Origin of the sequence: Corynebacterium sp. HMSC072A02, from assembly GCF_001810085.1 — a bacterium.
Taxonomy (GTDB): Bacteria; Actinomycetota; Actinomycetes; order Mycobacteriales; family Mycobacteriaceae; genus Corynebacterium; species Corynebacterium hesseae.
In genome coordinates this window covers 294,942-316,906 of sequence record NZ_KV799847.1, presented here as the reverse complement: position 1 = coordinate 316,906, position 21,965 = coordinate 294,942, and the positions used below count along the sequence as shown (strand labels likewise).

At 59.4% G+C, this 21,965-nt stretch carries 21 protein-coding genes and 1 tRNA gene; 11 read left to right on the top strand and 11 right to left on the bottom strand.

From position 1 onward, the window contains the following. The first annotated feature begins 59 nt into the window (after window positions 1–59). Together HMPREF2698_RS06725 and HMPREF2698_RS06720 are read left to right on the top strand one after the other, a co-directional pair. The gene (locus HMPREF2698_RS06725; protein ID WP_070563094.1) at window positions 60–2,300 is read left to right on the top strand and encodes a HelD family protein; all 2,241 of its coding nucleotides are present in this window, start codon (window positions 60–62) and stop codon (window positions 2,298–2,300) included. Window positions 2,301–2,310: 10 nt separating this feature from the next. Beyond that, window positions 2,311–3,327, top strand: coding sequence for an App1 family protein (locus HMPREF2698_RS06720; RefSeq protein WP_070563090.1), 1,017 nt, complete (start codon window positions 2,311–2,313; stop codon window positions 3,325–3,327). A gap of 85 nt (window positions 3,328–3,412) precedes the next feature. Here the strand turns inward: HMPREF2698_RS06720 and HMPREF2698_RS06715 are convergent, their stop codons facing one another. The 4 genes from HMPREF2698_RS06715 to HMPREF2698_RS06700 all read right to left on the bottom strand — a co-directional run bounded on the left by HMPREF2698_RS06715 (window position 3,413) and on the right by HMPREF2698_RS06700 (window position 7,101). Beyond that, the gene (locus tag HMPREF2698_RS06715) at window positions 3,413–3,853 is read right to left on the bottom strand and encodes a universal stress protein (protein ID WP_010190091.1); all 441 of its coding nucleotides are present in this window, start codon (window positions 3,851–3,853) and stop codon (window positions 3,413–3,415) included. Window positions 3,854–3,995: 142 nt separating this feature from the next. Beyond that, window positions 3,996–4,442, bottom strand: a complete 447-nt coding sequence (locus tag HMPREF2698_RS06710; RefSeq protein ID WP_070523204.1) for a universal stress protein — start codon at window positions 4,440–4,442, stop codon at window positions 3,996–3,998. 114 nt (window positions 4,443–4,556) lie between these two features. After that, window positions 4,557–6,650, bottom strand: a complete 2,094-nt coding sequence (uvrB, locus tag HMPREF2698_RS06705; RefSeq protein WP_070529903.1) for an excinuclease ABC subunit UvrB — start codon at window positions 6,648–6,650, stop codon at window positions 4,557–4,559. An 88-nt stretch (window positions 6,651–6,738) separates the two neighbouring features. Beyond that, window positions 6,739–7,101: a DUF4259 domain-containing protein gene (locus HMPREF2698_RS06700; RefSeq protein ID WP_141746419.1), complete on the bottom strand. Its 363-nt coding sequence runs from the start codon at window positions 7,099–7,101 to the stop codon at window positions 6,739–6,741. 104 nt (window positions 7,102–7,205) lie between these two features. Between HMPREF2698_RS06700 and HMPREF2698_RS06695 the strand changes: the two genes are divergently transcribed. Further along, window positions 7,206–8,582 (top strand): DUF4185 domain-containing protein, encoded by a 1,377-nt coding sequence (locus tag HMPREF2698_RS06695; RefSeq protein WP_070563084.1) that lies wholly within the window; start codon window positions 7,206–7,208, stop codon window positions 8,580–8,582. A 39-nt stretch (window positions 8,583–8,621) separates the two neighbouring features. Here HMPREF2698_RS06695 and coaE read toward each other — a convergent pair whose 3' ends face one another. Next, the gene (gene coaE, locus HMPREF2698_RS06690; protein WP_070563081.1) at window positions 8,622–9,224 is read right to left on the bottom strand and encodes a dephospho-CoA kinase; all 603 of its coding nucleotides are present in this window, start codon (window positions 9,222–9,224) and stop codon (window positions 8,622–8,624) included. A 115-nt stretch (window positions 9,225–9,339) separates the two neighbouring features. Continuing rightward, the gene (gene rpsA / locus HMPREF2698_RS06685) at window positions 9,340–10,800 is read right to left on the bottom strand and encodes a 30S ribosomal protein S1 (protein WP_010190105.1); all 1,461 of its coding nucleotides are present in this window, start codon (window positions 10,798–10,800) and stop codon (window positions 9,340–9,342) included. 208 nt (window positions 10,801–11,008) lie between these two features. Here rpsA and HMPREF2698_RS06680 point away from each other — a divergent pair, with 208 nt between their 5' ends. Both HMPREF2698_RS06680 and HMPREF2698_RS06675 read left to right on the top strand, forming a co-directional pair. Then, window positions 11,009–11,782, top strand: coding sequence for a class I SAM-dependent DNA methyltransferase (locus HMPREF2698_RS06680; protein WP_246819443.1), 774 nt, complete (start codon window positions 11,009–11,011; stop codon window positions 11,780–11,782). 60 nt (window positions 11,783–11,842) lie between these two features. Next, window positions 11,843–12,313, top strand: coding sequence for an RDD family protein (locus HMPREF2698_RS06675; RefSeq protein ID WP_070563075.1), 471 nt, complete (start codon window positions 11,843–11,845; stop codon window positions 12,311–12,313). 3 nt (window positions 12,314–12,316) lie between these two features. Here the strand turns inward: HMPREF2698_RS06675 and polA are convergent, their stop codons facing one another. After that, complete coding sequence (polA, locus tag HMPREF2698_RS06670; RefSeq protein ID WP_070563072.1) at window positions 12,317–14,968, bottom strand: DNA polymerase I; 2,652 nt, start codon at window positions 14,966–14,968, stop codon at window positions 12,317–12,319. A gap of 91 nt (window positions 14,969–15,059) precedes the next feature. Between polA and HMPREF2698_RS06665 the strand changes: the two genes are divergently transcribed. The 6 genes from HMPREF2698_RS06665 (at window position 15,060) to HMPREF2698_RS06640 (ending at window position 19,023) form a co-directional block, all read left to right on the top strand. After that, a tRNA-Leu gene (locus HMPREF2698_RS06665) sits at window positions 15,060–15,133 on the top strand. 67 nt (window positions 15,134–15,200) lie between these two features. Further along, window positions 15,201–15,476, top strand: a complete 276-nt coding sequence (locus tag HMPREF2698_RS06660; protein WP_070529889.1) for a hypothetical protein — start codon at window positions 15,201–15,203, stop codon at window positions 15,474–15,476. A gap of 136 nt (window positions 15,477–15,612) precedes the next feature. Then, complete coding sequence (locus HMPREF2698_RS06655; RefSeq protein WP_070563069.1) at window positions 15,613–16,428, top strand: DUF368 domain-containing protein; 816 nt, start codon at window positions 15,613–15,615, stop codon at window positions 16,426–16,428. A gap of 3 nt (window positions 16,429–16,431) precedes the next feature. Beyond that, window positions 16,432–17,313, top strand: a complete 882-nt coding sequence (locus HMPREF2698_RS06650; RefSeq protein WP_070563066.1) for an ABC transporter substrate-binding protein — start codon at window positions 16,432–16,434, stop codon at window positions 17,311–17,313. Continuing rightward, entirely contained in the window at window positions 17,306–18,259 is a 954-nt protein-coding gene (locus HMPREF2698_RS06645; RefSeq protein ID WP_070522219.1) for an amino acid ABC transporter permease, read from the top strand. The genes HMPREF2698_RS06650 and HMPREF2698_RS06645 overlap by 8 nt, the downstream gene beginning before the upstream one ends. Continuing rightward, window positions 18,259–19,023 (top strand): amino acid ABC transporter ATP-binding protein, encoded by a 765-nt coding sequence (locus HMPREF2698_RS06640; protein WP_070522216.1) that lies wholly within the window; start codon window positions 18,259–18,261, stop codon window positions 19,021–19,023. Before HMPREF2698_RS06645 ends, HMPREF2698_RS06640 begins: the two co-directional genes overlap by 1 nt. Before the next feature lie 179 nt (window positions 19,024–19,202). Here the strand turns inward: HMPREF2698_RS06640 and nusB are convergent, their stop codons facing one another. The 4 genes from nusB to aroQ all read right to left on the bottom strand — a co-directional run bounded on the left by nusB (window position 19,203) and on the right by aroQ (window position 21,952). Continuing rightward, window positions 19,203–19,733, bottom strand: coding sequence for a transcription antitermination factor NusB (gene nusB / locus HMPREF2698_RS06635; RefSeq protein WP_070529882.1), 531 nt, complete (start codon window positions 19,731–19,733; stop codon window positions 19,203–19,205). A 1-nt stretch (window position 19,734) separates the two neighbouring features. Further along, the gene (gene efp, locus HMPREF2698_RS06630) at window positions 19,735–20,298 is read right to left on the bottom strand and encodes an elongation factor P (RefSeq protein WP_070522210.1); all 564 of its coding nucleotides are present in this window, start codon (window positions 20,296–20,298) and stop codon (window positions 19,735–19,737) included. Between the two features lie 94 nt (window positions 20,299–20,392). Further along, entirely contained in the window at window positions 20,393–21,484 is a 1,092-nt protein-coding gene (locus HMPREF2698_RS06625) for a M24 family metallopeptidase (RefSeq protein WP_070563063.1), read from the bottom strand. Window positions 21,485–21,526: 42 nt separating this feature from the next. Next, on the bottom strand, window positions 21,527–21,952 hold the full coding sequence (gene aroQ / locus HMPREF2698_RS06620) for a type II 3-dehydroquinate dehydratase (protein WP_070529866.1): 426 nt from the start codon (window positions 21,950–21,952) through the stop codon (window positions 21,527–21,529). Window positions 21,953–21,965: the final 13 nt, after the last annotated feature.

Here is a 21,965-nt window from a genome sequence, read left to right as displayed (position 1 = left end):
TGCTGGGCCGTTGTTCTTTTCCACCCAGGAGAAGCCTTCAAACGCGCCCAAGGAGCCTTGTGTCTGAATCTTCATCCGTGCCTCGCACCGCAAACCCTAGTGCTCAAGCAAACGATCCGCACACCGAGATTGCCAGTGAGCAAGCCTACGTCGATGGCCTTTTTGCGCGTCTCGATAACGAGGTCCACGCCGCAAATGAGCGCCTCAATGAGGTACAGGCTGCTGTCGATCCGCATACCCCGGATGCCGATGCTCTGGTGCGCCGCGAAACCGAGTACCACGGGTTGCAGGCCAAGCTGGACCGTCTAAACATCGCCCAACTCGGACTGGTTTTTGGGCGCATCGACATTGATGCGCCCGGTGATAACCCCACCCCGGAGGGACTAGACCGCCGCTATATCGGCCGCATGGGGCTCGATGCCCGCGAGGAGGATTACCGCACGCTCCTTCTGGATTGGCGCGCCCCGATGGCGCGACCTTTCTACCTTGCCACCACCGCGCACCCCGAGGGAGTCCACGTCCGCCGGCACATCAGGACTACTGGGCGCACGGTAACCGGAATCAGCGACGAAGTCCTCGAAGGCGAGTCACACACCGACAGCAGCGACGTTGCCAGTGAGTCCGCCCTCCACCACGTCATGCAACAGGCCCGCACTGGGCACATGCCTTCCATTGTGGAAACCATTCAGAGGGAGCAGGACGAAATCATCCGTGACAGCACGCGCGGCGTCATGGTGGTCGAAGGCGGGCCAGGAACCGGCAAGACGGCGGTGGCACTGCACCGTGTGGCCTATTTGCTCTACACCTACCGCGAACAACTGGCCGCCACGGGTGTGCTCATCGTGGGTCCCAACTCCACCTTCCTGGAGTATATTTCCCGGGTGCTTCCGGAGCTTGGTGAAACCGGCGTTGTGCTTTCTACCATCTCTTCTCTCTTCCCCGGCATTGAGGCTACTCACCCTGAGTCCCTGCTCGCGCGCGAAATCAAAGGCTCCGCGGCCATGGTGGAGATCCTCGGCAACGCGGTGAAAGACTATCAACGCCTGCCGGAACAATCGCGCACGCTCGAGATCGATCGGCTCGAGCTCACCGTGGACCCACAGATGGTCAAGGCAGCACGGACGCGTGCACGGCGCTCGCGCAAACCACACAACGATGCCCAGGCAGCGTTTGCGGAACACCTCACCGAGTCACTGGCCCAGCAGATGGCTGAACGCATTGGCGCTGACCCTCTCGGCGGCAACAACCTGCTCTCCCGCGCGGATGTGGATCAGCTCCACGACGACCTCGCGGAAGAACCCCAGGTGCTAGAGCTCATCGACGAGTTCTGGCCCCACCTGACACCCACCGATGTCCTCGCCGATCTCCTCAGCAGCACCGAACGCATCGATTCGGCGGCCGGCGACTATGATAATGAAACCCGCAGTGCGCTCTACCGTGAGGACGGCCGAGCTTGGGCGCCTTCCGACGCCGCGCTTCTCGACGAACTTGCGGTTCTCATCGGCATGCCCGACCCCGAAGCAGAACGTGTCGCCGAAGAAAAAGAATGGCGTGAGCAAGTCGCAGAGGCAGAAGACGCACTCGATATCCTGAGCTCTTCCGATTCCACCGACAACGATGACGACATGTTCGAAGCGGAGATTCTCTCTGCCCACGACGTCATCGACGCCGAGCACCTCGCTCGACGCCACGAGGTTCGGGACTCCCGCACCACCGCCCAGCGCGCCCGTGAAGACTACACGTGGGCCTACGGGCACGTCATCGTCGACGAGGCCCAAGAACTCACCCCGATGGAATGGCGCATGATTTTTCGCCGTAGCCCCTCGCGGTGGATGACTCTCGTGGGCGACACGTCCCAGACCGGTGCCCCTGCCGGCGTCGATGATTGGGCGGACACGCTCGAGCCGTTCGTCGGCGAGCGCTTTCGGCTTCACGGGTTAAGCGTCAACTACCGCACCCCGCGCCCAATTACCGAATTGGCCAATCAACTCTTGGAATCCATCAACCCCGAAGCGACGCCGGGTATCGCTGTTCGCGACGGCGTGGACGTCATCTGGCGCGATGATACGGACGACCTTGAGCCAGCTACCTTCCAGGATGATGAAGGGCGCCTGCGGGCTGTGATCACTGCGGCCAACGTTGAGCACACCAAGGGGCTAGAGTTTGACCACGTCACCGTAGTCAACCCGGATGACATCGTGGCAGAATCACCGCAAGGTCTGCACAACCTCTATGTGGCCCTCACGCGCGCGACACAGTCCTTGACCATCGCCGGCCGTTACGCGGAGGTTTTCGGTTAGTCTGGTGCGCATGGCACTTTCCGATATCGCCCGCAAAGTCGAATCCACCGCGAATGCATTCTCACTCAAGCACTCGGCGCGCAAAGGGTGGCAACCCAGCATTACTGGCTACGCCGGCTATGGCAACGAGGACTTTGTCCACGTGCTCGGCCGCGTGCTCATGCACGATCCCAAGGCTGAGGAACGCGATACGTGGACCCAACGCGGATACCGCCAATTCTTCACCATCCAGGTCACGCACCACGAGGTCGAAGTAACAGTTGGCGGTAAGACGGTGCCGGGCACCACGAATGACAACGGCTACATCGATGTCCTCGTCCATGACCACGGGCTAGAACCTGGCTGGCACGACGTCACCATCCGCGCCAAAGGCGCAGACGAGGTGAGCGCAGAAGTCCTCATAGTGGACAAAGACACGACATTCGGTGTGGTCAGCGATATCGATGACACCATCATGGTGACCTGGCTGCCGCGAGCCATGATTGCAGCGTGGAATTCCTGGGTAAAGCGCACCAATACGCGAACCCCCGTCGAAGGCATGGCCAGTTTCTACCGGGAGATCTCTCAACAGCACCCAGAGGTTCCCTTCGTCTACCTCTCCACCGGTGCGTGGAATACCTATGACACCTTGGTCAATTTCATGGCGGAGAACGGCTTCCCACGTGGCCCACTGTTGCTCACCGACTGGGGCCCAACGCCCACCGGTCTTTTCCGCAATGGCCAAGAACACAAGCGTGTCCAACTGCGCAACTTGTTCATTGCTTTCCCCAAATTGCGCTGGCTTCTCATCGGTGATGATGGGCAACACGATCCTCTGACTTATGCCGACGCCGCGGCGGAGCATCCCAACCGTGTGGCAGCGCTAGCAATACGCAACCTCACGCCACAAGAGCAGCTGCTCTCCCATGGCTCGCTTGCTCCCTTAGTCAAGGTCAACAAAGAGTCTTCTTTCGATATCCCGCTTATTCAAGGCGCCGACGGTAACGCCCTCGCCCGCGCCTATCGCAAGCTTCGGTTCGGCTCTTAGAAAAGCACCACAACGCGCAAACACGCCCCAGAGACTTCCGACGAAGAAGTTTCTGGGGCGTGTGCGTACCGTAGCCCGAGAAGGCTTAGTTGACGGTGTGGACGATCATGACGTCACAATCAGACTGACGCGCGACATCCGCCGGAACCGAACCGAGCAGACGGCCGGTCAAGGAATTAATTCCGCGGTTACCAACGATGAGCAGGTCAGCCTTGTTGTCGTTGACGATGGACATCAGAGCCTGAACCGGGGTGCCCGGACGCACAGCGGTCTCCACCTTCGTCACGCCGAACTTCTCTGCGTGTTCCTTGCCGGAGGCGAGGTTGGCCTGAGCCTTCTCATCACCGAGAATCGTCACTGAATCCTGGCGCAGTGTCTTGGAGGCTTGCTCCTGGTTCTCGTAGTAGGCGCAACCGATGATGAGGGTGGCATCGAAGGCTGCGGCGATCTTGGCGGCGCGCTCCACTGCGAGCAGGGAGGACTTGGAACCGTCGGTACCGACCACGATCTTGTTGTAATCGCTCATGATGACCTTTCTTCGCTGGGCCCCAACCTTGAGGCCACCGCTAAACAAAATTCTAAAAGCTTTTGCGCACCCGCTAGTCTAACAACGCTGGCGTGTTCGCGTCGATCAGCGCGTGTGCTGTGCACCCGACTGGGTCCGGCGCTTACTCAGTGGTGTTGACCACCACAACATCCGCGTGGGCCTTACGGGTTAGCTCCGTCGCAACGGAACCGAATACCCGGCCGCGAACTGAATGGATTCCCTTGTTACCCACCACGAACAAGTCGACATCATAGTCCTTGCCCACCTCGATGAGTGAGTTCACAGGGTCGCCAGACTTAGCGATGATCTCGATGCGCTTCGCACCCTCGCCGTGCGCGATCTCCGCGGCATTGTTGAGGAAATTCTCTGACATTTCCTCGCTGACAACGGGCACGCGGGCGTCCTCTGCGTTCGGTGCGCCGAGCATCGAACCGGAGTGGTTGTAGAAAGCAGACACGATGATCAACGTCGCATCATAAGCACGCGCCATAGATGCGGCAGAACGGACGGCACGCAGGGATGTCGGTGATCCATCGGTTCCCACGGCGATGACGTTGTAGCTCAGCATGATTCTCCTTATAACTAGTGGTTAATCCCTAACAGTATGGCACGGCTGCCCACACTGAGTGTGGTGTTACCCGCCCAGTGCACTAACGAGGTTTCAGTACGCCGACCCAGACTGTTAAATCCCGGCCTCTTTGAGTCCACGTTGTTCCTTCTTCAGGTCCGCGATCTCATCGCGCAAGCGCCCCGCCAGCTCGAATTTAAGCTCTCGGGCGGCTTCGCGCATTTGGGTCGTCAGGTCGTCGATAAGCGCCTGCACCTCGTCGGCAGCCATGGAGGACACATCGGGCTTCTCGACGATTGCCGTGGGGTCCGCCCCCTGCTCCTGCTCATCGGCGTTGTCGTAAACCTGATCCAAAATGTCAGCGATCTTCTTGCGCAATGGCTGCGGGTCGATACCGTGTTCCTTGTTATAGGCAATCTGCTTTTCACGGCGGCGCTCGGTCTCCTCGATGGCTTCCTGCATCGAGTCCGTAATCTTGTCCGCATACATGATGACCTCACCGGACACGTTTCGGGCGGCGCGGCCGATTGTCTGGATGAGCGAAGTGGTGGAACGCAGGAAGCCTTCCTTGTCTGCGTCCAAAATAGCGACGAGTGAGACTTCGGGAAGGTCGAGGCCCTCGCGCAGCAGGTTAATACCAACGAGCACATCGAATTCACCCAAGCGCAGCTGCCGCAGTAGCTCCACGCGCTGCAGCGTATCGATATCCGAGTGGAGGTAGCGCACCTTGATGCCATGCTCTAGAAGGTAATCAGTGAGGTCTTCTGCCATGCGCTTGGTCAAGGTGGTGACCAATACACGCTCCTGCTTAGCGGTGCGGGCGCGGACCTCATCGATGAGGTCATCGATCTGGCCCTTGGTGGGTTTGACCGTCACCTTGGGATCCACCAGGCCGGTGGGGCGAATGACCTGTTCGACGAACTCGCCGCCGGAGGCCGTCATTTCAAAATCACCAGGCGTGGCCGACATGTAGACGGTTTGCCCCACGCGCTCCTCAAACTCATCAAAGGTGAGTGGCCGGTTGTCTACGGCAGACGGCAAACGGAAGCCAAACTCCACGAGGTTGCGCTTACGGGCCATATCACCCTCAAACATGCCACCGATCTGCGGGACGGTCACGTGGGACTCATCGATGATGGTAAGGAAGTCCTCCGGGAAATAATCCAAGAGTGTCGCCGGCGCCGAACCGGCAGGGCGCCCGTCGACGTGGCGCGAATAGTTCTCAATGCCGGAGCAAAAGCCCACCTGCTCGATCATCTCGAGGTCGTATTCGGTGCGCATTCGCAGGCGCTGTGCTTCGAGCAACTTGCCGCGGTTCTCCAGCTCGGCGAGGCGTTCCGCAAGTTCTTCCTTGATGTCCTCGATGGCCCGCGCCATGCGCTCTGGACCCGCCACGTAATGAGTCGCGGGGAAGATTCGCACCTCGTCGACTCGCTCGAGAACATCGCCCGTCAACGGGTGGATGTAGTAGAGCTCATCCACGTCATCGCCGAAGAATTCGATGCGCACCGCACGCTCCTCATAGGCGGGGATGATATCCACGGTATCGCCCTTGACGCGGAAGGTTCCGCGCGTAAAACCCACGTCATTGCGCTCGTACTGGATATCCACGAGCAGGCGCAGGAAGCGATCGCGGTCAATCTCCTCCCCTTCCTCCAGCACGACTGAGCGGTCGAGGTAGGACTGCGGCGTGCCCAAGCCATAGATGCAGGACACAGAGGACACAACGACAACATCACGGCGGGAAAGAAGCGCCGAGGTGGCGGAGTGGCGCAGGCGTTCCACGTCCTCATTAATCGAGGAGTCCTTCTCAATATAGGTATCCGTCTGCGCGATATAGGCTTCCGGCTGGTAGTAATCGTAGTAAGAAACGAAGTACTCAACGGCGTTGTGCGGGAGGAGCTGGCGCAGCTCATTTGCCAACTGGGCCGCCAGCGTCTTATTCGGCGCCATCACGAGTGTCGGGCGCTGCTGCTTTTCGATGAGCCACGCCGCAGTAGCGGATTTACCGGTACCCGTGGCACCCATGAGGACGACGTCGCGCTCGCCGCGGCTCAGCCGCTCATCCAGTTCCGCGATGGCGGCGGGTTGGTCGCCGGCGGGCTGGTACTCTGATTCAACACGAAAATCGGCCGAGCGCCGTTCGATTTCACCGACAGGACGGTGTTCCGAGACCGGCAGGATAGGGTGTTCAGCAGCAAAAGCCATGCCGACCAGTCTAACGCGCCGAAGCCTAAACCTGCTAGGTCCCGGCAGGTCAACAACCCAGCCACTGTGTGAGGCAAGAGAGAACGGTTTAGGGCAATACAGCACGCGTCGTGCGCAGCCACAGATCTAACTCACCCGTGGTTTCCCACAGAGCATAAATCGGGGAATTATTGGGCTCCATCGCTGTGTTAATTTTCTGGCGCAGCCAGGCCCGAGTCTGCGGCGTGCGCAGCGCTTTAACGGATTCGACACTGACTCCAGCGGGAAGTTTGTCCGCCGGGGACGTCGCCAGTGCGCCTAAGGCGATGACGACCTCGGCGTCGTCAACATCGATGGGAGAATCCACGCAGCTCTTCTTAAACGTGTCGAGGTCGAAGGAGCCATCACGAATTTCCGCGAGCACTTCGCACGCGGCGTGATTATCAAAAGGCCCAACGTCCCAGGTTCCCATGGAGGGGCAGATTAAGCACTCAAGATGAACGGTGCGCGAGCACAAGGTAAATTTTAGCCACCATATGCTTTAAAAGTTGCCGCTCTCCTTTAGAATCGGCTGGCATGAAGTTTCGTTCCCTCGCCAGCGCAATGACCATCGCCGGTCTCGTGCCCGTCGCTATCGTGTCCCACACGCCCACCGCCCAAGCTTCTCCGTGTACGGCCTATTCGAAGTCCGGTAGCTTCACGTCGAAGCCCGAGGCCTCCGGGCCGGGAGGCGGCTCTTCGCTAGGAGGGCTCGACGCGCTGCTGGGGAGCTCCTCCCGTTCGAGCAGTTCAGGTGACTCCGCAGCACCACAGCGCAGCAACTATAACCAGCGCCAAATCACCGGCGGACCGACACAAATCATGCAGCTCATCACCGGTTCCGGTTCCCCGAACCGCACCGACCAAAAATTCGACATTTCCGGAACCGACCTCGGCATTGCCTACTCTGACAACGCGGGCCGCTCCTACTACGTCTTCGGCGATTCCATGGATTGTTCGAGCGACGGTGATGGGTGGCGTTCCAACCTCCTCTTGCGCACGAGCGACCACGACTACGGTGATGGCCTACGTCTGGAGGAGGCGCTGACTAACTCCGGATGGTCCGCCAATGGCCGCGCAAAGGAGTTCATCCCCTCCCAAAAGGTGGGAGATCAAGATACCAACGGCGAGCGCACCACCATCCCCACAGCGGGCATCGTGGTCGACGGCGTGCACTACATCGACTACATGTCCGTGCGCTCTTGGCACGACCCGAAAACCGGCTGGTCAACCAACTTTGGTGGGACCGTGAAGTCGACCGACGGCGGAGTCACGTGGCGCGCGGTACCGGAGGCCACACGCACTAACGCTAGCCACGGGACGAACGCTCCCATTCCCGGCGGCGCAAACTACCGCCCAGGGTTCGAAAAGCTGCAGCAATCGGCCTTCATCGAGCACGACGACTATATCTACCGTTACTCCACCGGAAACGGCCGCCGTGGCCCGGCATATTTATCCCGCGCGTTGAAATCTGAATTCCCCAACGAAGATGCCTTCAGCTACTACTCAGATGGCTCATGGGTGAAGGATCCCGCGCGGGCCACCGAGGTGCTCGATGGCAAAGTCTCCGAGCTTTCCGTGGCCTACAACCACTACTTGGGCAAGTACGTCACCATGTATGGAGTGGAGGGAGAGGGCATCGTCATGCGCACCGCAGATAGCCCCGAAGGACCGTGGTCGCCGCGCCGCATGCTTGTGGGCGCGAAGACCACCGAGGTTGTCAGCGGCGAGCCACTCAACGACACGTACGCGCCCTTCGTGCTGCCAGACCAGGATGACCAGCACCTGTATTACACGCTGACATCGTGGCACGATTACAACACCATGCTGATGCGCACTGACCTTGATTTCGTGGGCGAGGACATGGAAAACAACGACCACATCGCAGTCTCTGACGTCGTAGCAACGCGCTAGGAGCTTCTGCCAGAAAACTGTTGCTAGGAAGTTGCGTGCCTAACCTAGGCGGGCGCGGAGCTTGGCGACGACCCCCTCGACCTGCTCATCCAGTGCTTCGCGGGGGCCGTTGTTGTCAATGATGAAATCAGCGGCAGCACGCCGCACATCGTCCGGAATCTGCGCCGCGATCCTGCGGCGTGCGTCCTCCTCATCCAGCCCGCGGTATGCCACCAGGCGGTGCACACGCTCCTCTGCGTCAACGTCAACAACAATGGTGGCGTCCATATCCTTGTGGAGTCCTTTGTCCACGAGGAGTGGCATGTCATAGACCACGAAATCCGCACCGGCTTGCCGCGCTTCGTCGAAGCGGGCTTGGGTTTCCTCGTTAATGCGCGGGTGCGTAATCGAGTTGAGCACAGCGGTCTTCTCGCGACTAGAGAAGGCACGGGAAGCTAGCAACCCCCGGTCCAGGCTCCCGTCTTCTTGGAGAATGTCTTCCCCGAAAGCCTGCGCCAGTTCTGTGAGCGCTGGTTGACCCGGTTCAACAATGTCCCGGGCTATCTGATCGGCATCCACTAATTCCCAGCCGTGGCGCACGAGAAGCTGCGCTACAGTCGATTTTCCGCTGCCGATTCCGCCAGTGAGGCCAATGAGTTTCATACCGGCTTAGGATACGCGAAAGGCCGCCCCTCCCACAGCGGGGAGAAGCGGCCTTTCTGCAAGAACTAGATCGTCTCGGACTAAACGGCGGAGCCTATCCGAGAGGACTTAGCTTTTAGTTGCCAGCGAGCTTGTCGCGCAGAGCAGCAAGCTGCTCGTCGGAAGCGAGGGAGCCGCCAACCTCTGCCTGAGAATCGGATGCCGGAGCTGCATCCTGAGACTCGGAAGAGTAGTTGGAGTTGGCAGCGGACTCGGCGGCCTCAGCGGCTGCAGCACGGTTGCGCTCGATCTGAGCGGTGTGCAGGTTGAAGCGACGCTCGGACTCTGCGTAGCGAGCCTCCCAAGCCTGGCGCTGCTCGTCGTAGCCCTCGAGCCACTCGTTGGTCTCCGGGTCGAAGCCCTCCGGGAACACGTAGTTGCCCTGCTCGTCGTAGGAGTCAGCCATGCCGTACTTGGACGGATCGAACTCGTCGGTGTAGTCCTCGTCTGCCTGCTTAACGGACAGGGAGATACGGCGACGCTCGAGGTCGATGTCGATGACCTTGACCATGACTTCCTGGCCAACGTTGACAACCTGGTCCGGAACCTCCACGTGGCGCTGAGCCAGCTCGGAGATGTGGACGAGGCCCTCGATGCCCTCCTCGACGCGAACGAAGGCGCCGAACGGAACGAGCTTGGTGACCTTGCCCGGAACGATCTGGCCCACAGCGTGGGTGCGGGCGAAGACGCGCCACGGATCTTCCTGGGTTGCCTTCAGGGACAGGGACACGCGCTCGCGGTCCAGGTCGACGTCGAGAACCTCGACGGTGACCTCGTCGCCCACAGTGACAACCTCGGACGGGTGGTCAATGTGCTTCCAGGACAGCTCGGAAACGTGAACCAGGCCGTCGACACCGCCGAGATCGACGAAGGCGCCGAAGTTGACGATGGAGGAGACAACGCCCTTGCGGACCTGGCCCTTCTGCAGCTGGTGCAGGAACTCGGAGCGGACCTCGGACTGGGTCTGCTCGAGGTATGCACGGCGGGACAGGACAACGTTGTTGCGCTGCTTGTCCAGCTCGATGATCTTGGCCTCGAGCTCCTGGCCGATGTACGGCTCCAGGTCGCGGACGCGGCGCATCTCAACGAGGGAAGCCGGGAGGAAGCCACGGAGGCCGATGTCCAGGATGAGACCACCCTTGACAACCTCGATGACGGTACCGGTGACCGGCTCTTCCTTGGCGTGCAGCTCTTCGACGGCGCCCCAAGCACGCTCGTACTGTGCGCGCTTCTTGGACAGGATCAGACGGCCTTCCTTGTCCTCCTTGGTGAGAACAAGTGCGTCGATCTCGTCGCCGACCTCGACAACCTCATCCGGGTTGACGTCGTGCTTGATGGAGAGCTCGCGGGACGGGATGACGCCCTCGGTCTTGTAACCGATGTCGAGCAGGACCTCGTCGTGGTCAACCTTGACCACGGTGCCCTCGACGATGTCACCATCGTTGAAGTACTTGATGGTGGCGTCGACAGCTGCGAGGAAGTCCTCTGCGGTTCCGATGTCGTTGATCGCAACCTGAGGGGTGTTAGAAGTTGGCATGTAGTTATGCTCCGAATAAACGTAGGAGATCGTAATTGGACAGTTACGCGTCTCTTGAAAAGCGTCATTAAGCAGCGCGAATGCGCAAGGCTTAAGATGGATTTCAATCCCGACTCGCAGCCGTGCCGAGCTCTCCTACAGTAGCCCAGCGCGTCCCGAGTCATAGACACGCCCGTACAACCCTACATCCTCGCAGCTAAAACGGCAAATGCGCCATGGAAAAAGAATTGGGAAAGGAAGAGTGTCTGCAGCAGCGTTTTCGGCATCCTCTGCCAACCGCGATTTTTGGGATCGTGACGCCGATTCCTACCACGCGGAACACCCCGAGTACCTATCCTCTTTCTACTGGTGCCCGGAAATGCTGCATGAGGCTGAGGCGCAGCTGCTTGGCGACGTCTCCTCCGCCACCGTTCTCGAGCTCGGTTGCGGCTCCGCGCCGTGCACGCAGTGGTTGCAAGGACGCACACGCTTTGCGACGGGTTTCGATCTCTCGTCGGGAATGCTCTCCCATGCCGCGCCCGAGCTACCGCTAGTCCAAGCTGATGTTCTAGCGCTTCCCTATCGCGACGAATCCTTTGACGTCGTCTTCTCCGCCTTCGGCGCCCTACCCTTCGTGGCCGACCTGGACACGGCACTGTGCGAGGTCCACCGGGTCCTGCGCCCACGTGGACGCTTTGTCTTTTCTGTGCCGCACCCAATGCGCTGGGTCTTCCCAGACGGTCCCCAGAGCCTCACAGCAGAGCTGTCCTATTTTGAGCGCGCCTACCTCGAGCAGGATGCCAACGGTAAGCTTAGCTACGCCGAGTTTCACCGCACGATGGGTGATTGGGTGCGAGCACTACAGGTTCGCGGATCCTTCGAGATTCGCAACCTCATTGAACCCGAGTGGCCAGAGGGCCTCGACCTCACGTGGGGCCAGTGGTCTCCAGAACGAGGTGTAATTTTCCCCGGCACCGCCATCTTCGTGTGCGAAGCACGATAGACCGGACCTTGCCTACCCTGGTGCGGAGTGTGCCGCCCGCAGCGAACTAAGCTGGCAGCCATGCTTTTAGAACGCCTTGGGATTTTCCTGCGCCGCACGGTGGCCTGGTGGATTGACGCCTTCCTCGCCGCCGCTGTCATCGTGGTGATCAAATGGGCAATCAACCTCGGCACCGACGGAGTATTGAGCGGCAGAGCAGGAGCTATCTACGACATCATCGCGCTCGCCCTCGTCTTCTACGTCTACCGGGTGTGGGCGGAGTCAACGAAGCACACTTCTCTAGGCAAGTGGTCGCTGAAGCTAGAAGTCATCGCTGAGCATCCCGGAATCGCCAGCGCAGCAATTCGCAACAGCTGGCTACTCCTTACTCTTGTTGCGCTGACAGGACTCCCCTATGTTGAAGCAACCATCTTGGCCATCCTTGGCCTCAGCGTCCTTGTGCTGGGCCAAACCCCCTTCGATCTCCTCGCCGGGTGTTTGGTCGAGCGCCGCACGCCCACCGAGGACGAGCGCGCGGTGGGCTTGACCTAACCTCTAGTGCGCTGCGGCATCCCAGTTCTTGCCCACGCCAACGGACACCTCGAGCGGAACAGTCAACTCGATAGCCTTGTCCATTTCGCGTTCTAGGATGCGCTGTACGTCTTCTGCCTCTCCGGGAGCCACCTCCACGACAAGCTCATCGTGAACCTGGAGCAGCACGCGCGAGGCCATGCCTTCAAGGGCCTTATCCACACGGATCATGGCAACCTTGATGATATCCGCAGCAGTTCCCTGGATGGGCGCGTTCAAGGCAGCGCGCTCAGCGTTCTCACGGGCCACGCGGTTATCGGAGTTTAGCTCCGGCAGGTAGCGGCGGCGCCCAAAGACCGTGGAGGTATAACCGTCCTTTCGGGCCTGCACCACTACCTCGTCGAGGTAGCGCTTCACGCCGCCGAAACGCTCAAAGTAGCTCTCCATAATCTCCTTAGCCTCGCGCGCTGGGATACCCAGCTGCTGCGATAGGCCAAAAGCGGAAAGTCCATAGACCAAGCCATAGGACATAGCCTTGACTCGGCGGCGCAGCTCCGAGGTGACCTCATCCACCGGTACATCGAAAACCTTGGATCCGACGTAGTTATGCAGGTCCTCGCCTTCGCGGTAGGCCTCGATGAGCCCGGGGTCTGCGGAGAGATGCGCCATGACACGCATCTCAATCTGGGAGTAGTCGGCCGTAATCAAGGACTCAAAGCCTTCGCCGACCACAAAAGCCGAACGGATCTGGCGTCCTGCCTCAGTGCGCACCGGAATATTCTGCAGGTTCGGTTCCGTCGAAGACAGACGGCCCGTCGAAGTCACCGTTTGGTTAAACGTGGTGTGGATGCGGCCATCCGGCTGAATGGTCTTAATGAGACCTTCCAGCGTTGTCTTCATCTTCTGATACTCGCGGTGGGCCAGCAGGTGATCCAAGAAGGGGTGCGGATGAGTTGCAGCAAGCTGCTCAATTTCCTTAGCCGCGGTGGAATAGCCGGTCTTGGTCTTCTTCGTCTTCGGCATGTCAAAGGTATCGAAGAGCACCGACTGCAGCTGCTTCGGGGAATTCAGGTTGAGAGAATCATCACCGGCCAGCTCGCGGGCGGCGCGTTCCTGTTCATTGACCTGCTCAATGAAGGCATCACGCTGAGTTTCTAAGACATCTCTGTCGACCGCAATACCGGCGGCTTCCATGCGGGCAAGGATGCCTACCAGCGGCAACTCTAGGTCGGTATAGAGCTCGAAGGAGTCAATCTCCTGGAGTTGACGCGTTAGTTCTGCCGCTAACTCCATAATGGCAGCGGCCTGATCCACCAGTGGGTTCTCATCAAGGATGGAGAGCTGCTCCGTGGCCGCGCCGAGGGACTTCTGTAGGTGGCGCTGGTACACGTCCGTCAACGCATACGTGCGCTGACCCGGACGCAAGAGGTAGGCGGCAAGGGCGGTGTCGTGAGCAATTCCGCGCAGTTCAATCCCCCGGCCGGCCAGCATGTGCCAGGCGGCCTTCGCCTCGTGTAGGTATTTCGGCGCGTCTGATGACAACCACGCGGCCAGCGCGGCGTCGTCCTTAGCATCGAGATCTGCCAACTCAATCTGGCGGCCCTCAAAGGAGGAATCGACCAGTGCCAGTGCTGCAGCATCACCCGCGCCCGGGGTCCCATCACCTTGTACGAAGACTGCTACGTCTTCCTTACCCTCGAGCCACTCAGCCAGCGGAGTGTCCACCACGGTAACCGTGACGTCCGGGGTTTCCTCAGCCGCAGCAGCTTCCGCGGCGGCGTCGTGCGGGACGGCGTTGAGGACCCGCTCGCGCAGGTTGGTGCCGAATTCCAACTCGTCGAAGCGAGCCGCGACCTCGCTAGCGACCGCTCCCTTAAACTCCAGATCCGCGGGGCCAACCTCCAGGTCCATATCCGTCACCATTTGGGTGAGCTGTCGGTTGAGCTTGACCTGTTCGATGCGGTCGCGGAAGTTCTGGCCCGCCACTCCCTTGATCTCCTCGGCATGCTCGATAAGGCCATCGAGGGAGCCATACTGGGTAATCCATTTCGTGGCGGTCTTCTCCCCCACCTTTGGCACGGAGGGCAAGTTATCGGAAGGATCTCCGCGCAGGGCAGCAAAGTCCGGATATTGCTGCGGGGTCAGACCGTACTTCTCCTCCACTGCCTCTGGAGTAAAGCGATGCAGCTTGGACACCCCGCGCATGGGATAGAGGACGGTCGTGGAGTCGTCGACAAGCTGCAAATAGTCGCGGTCACCGGTGACCAGGAAGGTCTCATAGTCCGCGCCCGCCTGCGTGGACAACGTAGCCACGATGTCATCGGCCTCGAAGTTCTCGCGCGACAGCGTAGTGATTCCCAGCGTCTCCAAAACCTCACGGATGAGCTCAACCTGCCCCCGGAACTCTTCCGGCGCGGCTTCGCGCTGTGCCTTGTAGGCGGGGAACATCTCCGTGCGGAAGGTCTTGCGGCCCACGTCGAAGGCTACCGCGACGAAGTCCGGCTTCTCCTCCGCCAAGATATTCGCCAGCATGGAAAGGAATCCGTAGACCGCATTCGTATGCTGCCCGCCCGAGGTAGAAAAGTTCTCCGCGGGCAGTGCATAAAATGCGCGGAAGGCCATGGAGTGGCCGTCGATGAGCAAGAGTCGGGGCTGAGAAGTAGTCACCCGGCCCATCCTAACGTGTTGCGCCAATCAGCACCGACGCTGCCCTTAGGCAGGCAATTAGGTTCCCATTGGTCAGCTGCGCTAGTATCGTTGCTTGTGCGCCCCTGTAGCCCAATTGGCAGAGGCAACGGATTCAAAACCCGTGTAGTGTGAGTTCGAGTCTCACCAGGGGCACAATTCCACCCCGCAACAGAGAATGTTGTGGGGTATTAGTGTTTTCAACCGAAAGGAACCCGTCATCATGCGTCGCACGATCATTGCCTTGAGCACCGCAGCCGCCCTTACTCTGGGCGGTACCACTGTTGCTACCGCTGCGGAATCCAGCACCGACAAGGAAGTTTCTTCCAAGGTGGAAGGCTCCTCTTATTACCAGGAGCTGCGCAAGTCCGCAGCCTCCTCCGATGACCCGCAATTGAATACCTTCTACACCGTGCTTCTCGACGGTCTCGTAGGCCTCGCCGCCTTCGCCATCTTGGGCTCAATCTATGGCGAAGTAGCAAAGCGCTTGCCGATGTAGTCAACGTATAACCTTCTATGGGCTGAATAGTTTGCATAAGCACGTCGCACAATGAGAGAATAAGGAGTCATCTGCTCATTCCTCTCCCTCGGCACGGCATCCCCACCGAGGAGACTGTCAACGTTACTTTCGGTTTATGCACTATATTCTTAACGCCATTCGCGGCGCCCTCATTGGCATGGCCGAGCTGGTCCCCGGAATTTCCGGAGGCACCGTCGCGCTCATCGTAGGCATCTATGAACGCGCTTTGCACAACGCCAATGATCTCATTTCCGGCCGTTTCAAAAAAGTTGAATGGGGCTTCCTCGTCTCAGTCGCCGCCGGCATGTTCCTTGCCGTCTTCGGTTTTTCCACGTTGCTCCACAACTTTGTGGAAGGGCAAGTGTCCTTGTCCCGCGCATTGTTCCTCGGCATGGTCGCCGTGTCCATCATCGTTCCAATTAGCATGATGTCGCGGTTTACCCCCGCGTCCATCGCTGCATTCATCATCGCCACCGTCGCGATCTTCTTCGTTACCGGCTTTACTTCAACTCCCGTCGAAGACCCCAGCCTGATTGTGGTGTTCTTGGCGGCCATGGTGGCCGTCTGCGCGCTCGTTCTCCCAGGCGTTTCGGGCTCACTCATCTTGCTGACAATGGGCCTCTACCAGCCGGTCATCGGCGCGGTCTCTGACCGGAACATGACCGTCGTAGGCGTCTTCGCCCTCGGCGCGGTGTGCGGCCTTGCCGCGTTCGTCAAGATTTTGAATTACCTACTCGATACCCACCGCGATCCGACCCTCGCCGCCATGGCCGGCTTTATGCTGGGCTCACTTCGCGCATTATGGCCGTGGGGCGCGGACCAGGATGCTTCCACACCACTTATCCTGCTCATGTTCGCGCTCGGCGGCATCATCGTCGCCATTTTCATCGTCGTGGATAGGCGCAAAGCCGCAAGTTATCAAGAGAGTTAAAGCATGAATAAGAAGAAGGCCGTCGTGGGCGCCGTCGGAGCGCTGGCCTCTGTTGCCCTCTCCGGCTGCGTCACCAACGAGGAGCCGGCGCTGCCAGAAGGCTGGTCAGAGCCTAACGTGGACGAAGTACCCGAGATCGCCGCGATGTACCAGGACGCAGATGGGGTCCTCACCGTAGGCACAAACCCACCGTTTGCGCCTTTCGAGTTCAAGGATTCCGATGGTTCACTCATCGGTCTTGAAATGGACTTGGCCAATGCAGTCGCTCAAGTGATGGGCCTCAAATTCCAGCCGGTGGAGCAGGACTTTTCCATGATCCTGCCGGCAGTCCAGTCCGGGCAGATTGATCTCGGCGGGTCTGGGTTTACCGATACCGATGAGCGCCGTGAGAACTTCGATTTCGTCGATATCCTCTACGCCGGCATTCAGTGGGCGGAGCTCACCGACAGCCCCAACAAGGTTGATCCATCGAATCCCTGTGGCCTCACCGTCGCGGTGCAACGCACCACCGTGTCCGAGACGGACGACTTACGTCCGAAGCAAGAAGCCTGCGATGGGGACCTAACCATCCTTCCCTATGACACGAGTGACAACGCCGCCCTTGCGGTACTCATGGGCCGCGCGGACGCACTTTCGGCGGACTCACCAGTCTCTGCGTGGGCGGTCAACCGCTCGGGCGGGCGTATGTCCATGGTCGGCGAAATGTTTGACGCCGCTCCCTATGGGTTTGCCGTACCTAAGGACTCCGAGCTCGGACCTGCCGTGGCGGCCGCGCTCCAGCACCTTATTGACACCGGGACCTACGCAGAAATCCTCGAAAAATGGGGCGTTACCGAGGGACTCGTCGAACACGCAATGATTAATGAAAGGCCGATCAATGACTAATTCCTCTCTCCCAGCAGCATCGGATTCTGCGGCTTCGGCTACCCCACCAAAGATCGAAGCCCGGCCACTTCGCCACCCGTGGCGATGGGTCTTCGCCGCCCTCCTCGTTCTCCTTGCTGTGTGGTTCGTCATCTCTTCGGCACGCAACGAGGCCTTCGGATGGGGCACCTACTTCCAGTACCTCTTCGACACACGCATCGCCACCGCCGCGCTGCATACCATCGCGATTACGATTCTGGCGATGATCATCGGCGTCGTGGGCGGCGCCGCTCTCGCCGTGATGCGTATGTCCCCCAACCCCGTGCTCGGCGGTGTGTCCTGGCTCTTCCTGTGGCTATTCCGAGGAACCCCGATCTACGTGCAGCTCGTCTTCTGGGGCCTGCTCTCCGCGCTCTACCAATCCATCAACCTCGGGTTTACGGAGATTTCTCTCACAGAGGTACTCACCAATGCATTCCTACTCTCCGTGCTCGGTTTGGGCCTGAACGAAGCCGCCTACATGGCGGAAATCGTCCGCTCCGGAATCTCCTCGGTTCCCGAGGGCCAGAAAGAAGCCAGCAAGGCCCTGGGCATGGGCTGGTGGATGACCATGCGCCGCACGGTTCTCCCGCAGGCCATGCGCATCATCATCCCGCCGACCGGTAATGAGTTCATTTCCTTGCTGAAGACGTCTTCCCTTGTGGTGGCAATTCCCTACACCGCAGAGATTTTCGGCCGCGCCACGGATATTTCCGCCGCACTTTTCGAGCCCATCCCGCTACTCATGGTGGCGGCGACGTGGTATCTGGCCATCACCTCGCTTCTTATGGTGGGCCAGTACTTCTTGGAGCGCCGCTTCGAACGTGGCGCCACCCGCGAGCTCACCGGCCGCCAGCTGGCTGCGCTGGCGGATGCTGAAGGAACCATTCCCCGCAACGTGTCTGTCATCCCGGAGGTAAAGAACTAATGACCACCCCAATGATCTCTGCACAAAATGTGTATAAATCCTTCGGTCAGCTCGAGGTTCTCAAGGGCATCGATCTCACCGTCATGCCCGGCGAGGTCACCTGCCTACTGGGCCCCTCCGGTTCCGGAAAATCAACCTTCCTTCGCTGCTGCAATCACCTAGAGAAGGTCACGGCCGGCCGCCTCTACGTCGACGGCGAACTCATCGGATTCCGTGAACGCAACGGCGTGCTCTATGAAATCTCCGAAAAGGAAGCCGCCGCTCAACGCCAAGACATCGGCATGGTGTTCCAACAGTTCAATCTGTTCAGCCACCGCACAGTACTGGAAAACATCATCGAGGCCCCCGTCCAGGTGAAAAAGCAGAATCCAGAACAGGCAAAGAAGAAAGCGATGGAACTGCTGGAAAAGGTGGGCCTCGCGCACAAGGCAGATGCGTACCCGGTGCAGCTTTCCGGTGGTCAGCAGCAGCGCGTCGCCATTGCCCGCTCTGTGGCCATGGATCCAAAGCTGATGCTTTTCGACGAACCCACCTCCGCACTCGACCCCGAGCTGGTCGGCGAAGTCCTCCGCGTTATGAAGGAGCTTGCCGCCGATGGCATGACCATGCTCGTCGTTACTCACGAGATGGGCTTTGCACGTGAAGTCGCCGACAACATCGTCTTCATGGACGGCGGCAGCGTCATTGAAACCGGAACCCCCGAGCAAGTCTTGGACAATCCGCAGCACCAGCGCACGAAGGATTTCCTCTCTTCGCTGCTCTAGCACGCAGCATCACTACCGCAAATGCCCTAGTTGCCAACACCTTTGCTCCTGCCGCAGGCAGGTTCAGGATCATTGGCAGCTAGGGCAGTTTCCTATTTGAACTCGACCAAGACAAAACTCCGGCCAGTCCACAAAGGTTAGTTGGCCGGAGTTTCGGGATTCAGGGAAAGACGTAGGCTCTACTCGGAGTCGCCTTCATCTTCCGCAGTCTCAGCGGGTTCTTCAGATTCCTCGGCAGATGCCGAGTCCATTGGGCTATCCGCAGACTGGGCCTGGATAACGTCATCCAACACAGCGTGGATATAAGGTGCTGCCTTGTCATTGGAGTATTCCGAGGCAAGCTCCACGCCTTCGACGAGCGCGGTAGCGTTAGGCACATCCGCGTTAAAGAGGATTTCCCATACCGCTACGCGCATGATCGCACGATCGACAGCCGGGATGCGCTCGAGCGACCACTCGCTGGAGAGGTAGCGGGCGATCGCATCATCGATGTCATCCAGTTCTTCGGCAGCTCCGCTGACGATTTCGCGGGTGTAGTCCGCGACCGGCGCCACGCCGTTTTCAGGGTCGCGGGCCAGCTCTACGCGGTCCTCAACGATGGCTACCGGATCGACATCGCGCGATTCAGCTTCGAAAAGAATATCCGCGGCGCGGCGACGTGCTCGGTAGCGCGCCGTGTGGCGCTTATAGTTTGGCTCTGGTTGGGTCATCTTAGTTGTTGACGCGAGAGAGGTACTCGCCGGTACGGGTATCAATCTTGAGAACGTTTCCGATCTCAATGAACAGCGGAACCTGAATCTCGGCACCGGTCTCGAGCGTTGCCGGCTTGGTGCCACCATTGGAGCGGTCACCCTGCAGGCCCGGTTCGGTGTGCTCCACCTTCAGGTCAACGGAGATCGGCAGCTCGCCGAACAAAGCCTCACCGTCATGGAAGGACACCTGAACGCGCATGTTCTCCAGCAGGAACTTGCCAGCGTCGCCGAACTTATCAAACGGCAGCTCGAACTGCTCAAAAGTCTTATCATCCATGACCACGTAGTTCTGGCCATCGTTGTACAGGTAGGTCATGTCGCGGCGGTCGACGTTTGCGGTCTCCACCTTCACACCAGCGTTAAAGGTCTTGTCGGTCACCTTGCCAGAGACCACGTCCTTGAGCTTGGTGCGCACGAATGCCGGGCCCTTGCCGGGCTTGACGTGCTGGAACTCAACAATCTGCTGCAGCTTGTTGTCGATCTTCAGAACGAGGCCGTTCTTGAAATCAGTGGTATCTGCCATGAAATGACTCTCCCAAATAACTTGTAGTCGAAACTATGAAAACAGTGTCTAAGCATACCGTACGCGCATCAAGTACGGCGCCAAGGGGTGCTAGCTAAAGCACCTGAAGGTCCTTCGGGTAAGCCGTGATGATCTTCGGGGCACCTGAAGTGATAATGAGGCTGTCCTCGATGCGCACTCCTCCCTTGCCTGGGACGTAGATGCCGGGCTCAATGGTCAGGGTCATGCCCTCAGCCAACGTACCCTTTCCGGTTGTGGCCGCATAAGGCCCTTCATGCACGTCGAGACCAATGCCGTGGCCAGTAGAGTGAACGAAGTAGTCACCATAGCCAGCATCGGCAATAATGTCGCGGCAGGCCGCGTCGACGTCGACAAGCTTGGCACCTGGCACCGCTGCCTTGACACCCGCTTCCTGGGCGCGCAGGACAACGTCATAGATTTCGCGGGCGAAATCAGAAACCTCACCGATGACGAAGGTACGGGTGCAGTCTGAGTTAAAGCCGCGGAGGTGAGCGCCGAAGTCAATCGTTACCAAATCGCCCTTGCACAGTTCGCGGTCATCCGCACCATGGTGGGGCTTTGCAGAATTCTCGCCGGAGGCCACGATGGTGTCGAAGCTCACGCGTTCCGAGCCAAGCATGCGCATCCGGTATTCAAGGTCGGCAGCTACCTGGCGCTCCGTGCGTCCGGCGGCTACTTCCCCGGCCTCGACGAGGTCGGTCAGCGCCTGGTTTGCCAAAGCTGCGATTTCTTCGAGTTTTTGAAGCTCGACATTGTCTTTGACGAGGCGAATCTTCTCTACTACGCCGGTGACAGGCACCAGAGTAACGCCCTCCGGTTTTGCTTTCTCCAGCCGCTCAAGTTGTGAAACGGTGACATAGTCGGCTTCATAGCCAACGCGAAGGTCCTCAGAAACCTGCCCCAGCAGGTGCGGGCCCACATCGCGACCGAGGCTGGCTTCGATATCCGGGACCTCTTCAGCAATTTGTGTGGTGTAGCGGCCGTCCGTAGCCATGAGCGCGGAGAGGTCCTTGCGCAACAGTAGACCACCATTCGAACCGGAGAAGCCGGTGAGATAACGCACGTGCGTCAAATGGGTGACGATGATCGCGTCGACGCGCTGACCAGATAGCTCGGTCATGAGCTTGCGGCGGCGGTTGCTATAACGAGTATCGGCTAATGCCATGTGAGAACCACTCCATTCATTTCAAGCGATACTCCATGATAGCTAATTTGCGAGGAAGTACCCCAGTGCCGCGACATATCCATAAGAGCCAAGCCCAGCAATGACACCGCGTGCGATCGGGCTCAGATAGGAGTGCTGACGGAATGCTTCCCGCGCGTGCACATTAGATAGGTGTACCTCAACAAAACCTGCACCATCGGCTACTTCCGCTAGGGCATCGCGCAGTGCCACCGACGTATGCGTAAACCCACCCGGATTGATGATGACGGGCCAGCCTTCGTCGGCGGCGCGATGCACCTGCTCGATGAGCTCGCCCTCGTGGTTGGACTGGAAGAAGACGATCTCTTCCTCCCCCGCCGCTGCGCGGACGCGACGCTCGATGTCCTCTAGGGTTTCGCTGCCATAGATTTCTGGTTGGCGCTTGCCCAGACGGTTGAGGTTCGGGCCGTTGAGAACGAGAATGGTCATGGCAAACTCCTTA

Bases quoted from the DNA above. Each gene is read 5' to 3' on its own strand.
- HMPREF2698_RS06680 (WP_246819443.1), top strand. From the start codon at position 11,009: ATGCGCCATGGAAAAAGAATTGGGAAAGGAAGAGTGTCTGCAGCAGCG.
- HMPREF2698_RS06650 (WP_070563066.1), top strand. From the start codon at position 16,432: ATGAATAAGAAGAAGGCCGTCGTGGGCGCCGTCGGAGCGCTGGCCTCT.
- rpsA (WP_010190105.1), bottom strand. From the start codon at position 10,800: ATGCCAACTTCTAACACCCCTCAGGTTGCGATCAACGACATCGGAACC.
- polA (WP_070563072.1), bottom strand. From the start codon at position 14,968: ATGGGCCGGGTGACTACTTCTCAGCCCCGACTCTTGCTCATCGACGGC.
- efp (WP_070522210.1), bottom strand. From the start codon at position 20,298: ATGGCAGATACCACTGATTTCAAGAACGGCCTCGTTCTGAAGATCGAC.
- HMPREF2698_RS06655 (WP_070563069.1), top strand. From the start codon at position 15,613: ATGCACTATATTCTTAACGCCATTCGCGGCGCCCTCATTGGCATGGCC.
- HMPREF2698_RS06700 (WP_141746419.1), bottom strand. From the start codon at position 7,101: ATGGGAACCTGGGACGTTGGGCCTTTTGATAATCACGCCGCGTGCGAA.
- HMPREF2698_RS06625 (WP_070563063.1), bottom strand. From the start codon at position 21,484: ATGGCATTAGCCGATACTCGTTATAGCAACCGCCGCCGCAAGCTCATG.
- HMPREF2698_RS06720 (WP_070563090.1), top strand. From the start codon at position 2,311: ATGGCACTTTCCGATATCGCCCGCAAAGTCGAATCCACCGCGAATGCA.
- uvrB (WP_070529903.1), bottom strand. From the start codon at position 6,650: ATGGCTTTTGCTGCTGAACACCCTATCCTGCCGGTCTCGGAACACCGT.
- aroQ (WP_070529866.1), bottom strand. From the start codon at position 21,952: ATGACCATTCTCGTTCTCAACGGCCCGAACCTCAACCGTCTGGGCAAG.
- HMPREF2698_RS06675 (WP_070563075.1), top strand. From the start codon at position 11,843: ATGCTTTTAGAACGCCTTGGGATTTTCCTGCGCCGCACGGTGGCCTGG.
- nusB (WP_070529882.1), bottom strand. From the start codon at position 19,733: ATGACCCAACCAGAGCCAAACTATAAGCGCCACACGGCGCGCTACCGA.
- HMPREF2698_RS06695 (WP_070563084.1), top strand. From the start codon at position 7,206: ATGAAGTTTCGTTCCCTCGCCAGCGCAATGACCATCGCCGGTCTCGTG.
- HMPREF2698_RS06660 (WP_070529889.1), top strand. From the start codon at position 15,201: ATGCGTCGCACGATCATTGCCTTGAGCACCGCAGCCGCCCTTACTCTG.
- coaE (WP_070563081.1), bottom strand. From the start codon at position 9,224: ATGAAACTCATTGGCCTCACTGGCGGAATCGGCAGCGGAAAATCGACT.
- HMPREF2698_RS06640 (WP_070522216.1), top strand. From the start codon at position 18,259: ATGACCACCCCAATGATCTCTGCACAAAATGTGTATAAATCCTTCGGT.
- HMPREF2698_RS06710 (WP_070523204.1), bottom strand. From the start codon at position 4,442: ATGCTGAGCTACAACGTCATCGCCGTGGGAACCGATGGATCACCGACA.
- HMPREF2698_RS06715 (WP_010190091.1), bottom strand. From the start codon at position 3,853: ATGAGCGATTACAACAAGATCGTGGTCGGTACCGACGGTTCCAAGTCC.
- HMPREF2698_RS06645 (WP_070522219.1), top strand. From the start codon at position 17,306: ATGACTAATTCCTCTCTCCCAGCAGCATCGGATTCTGCGGCTTCGGCT.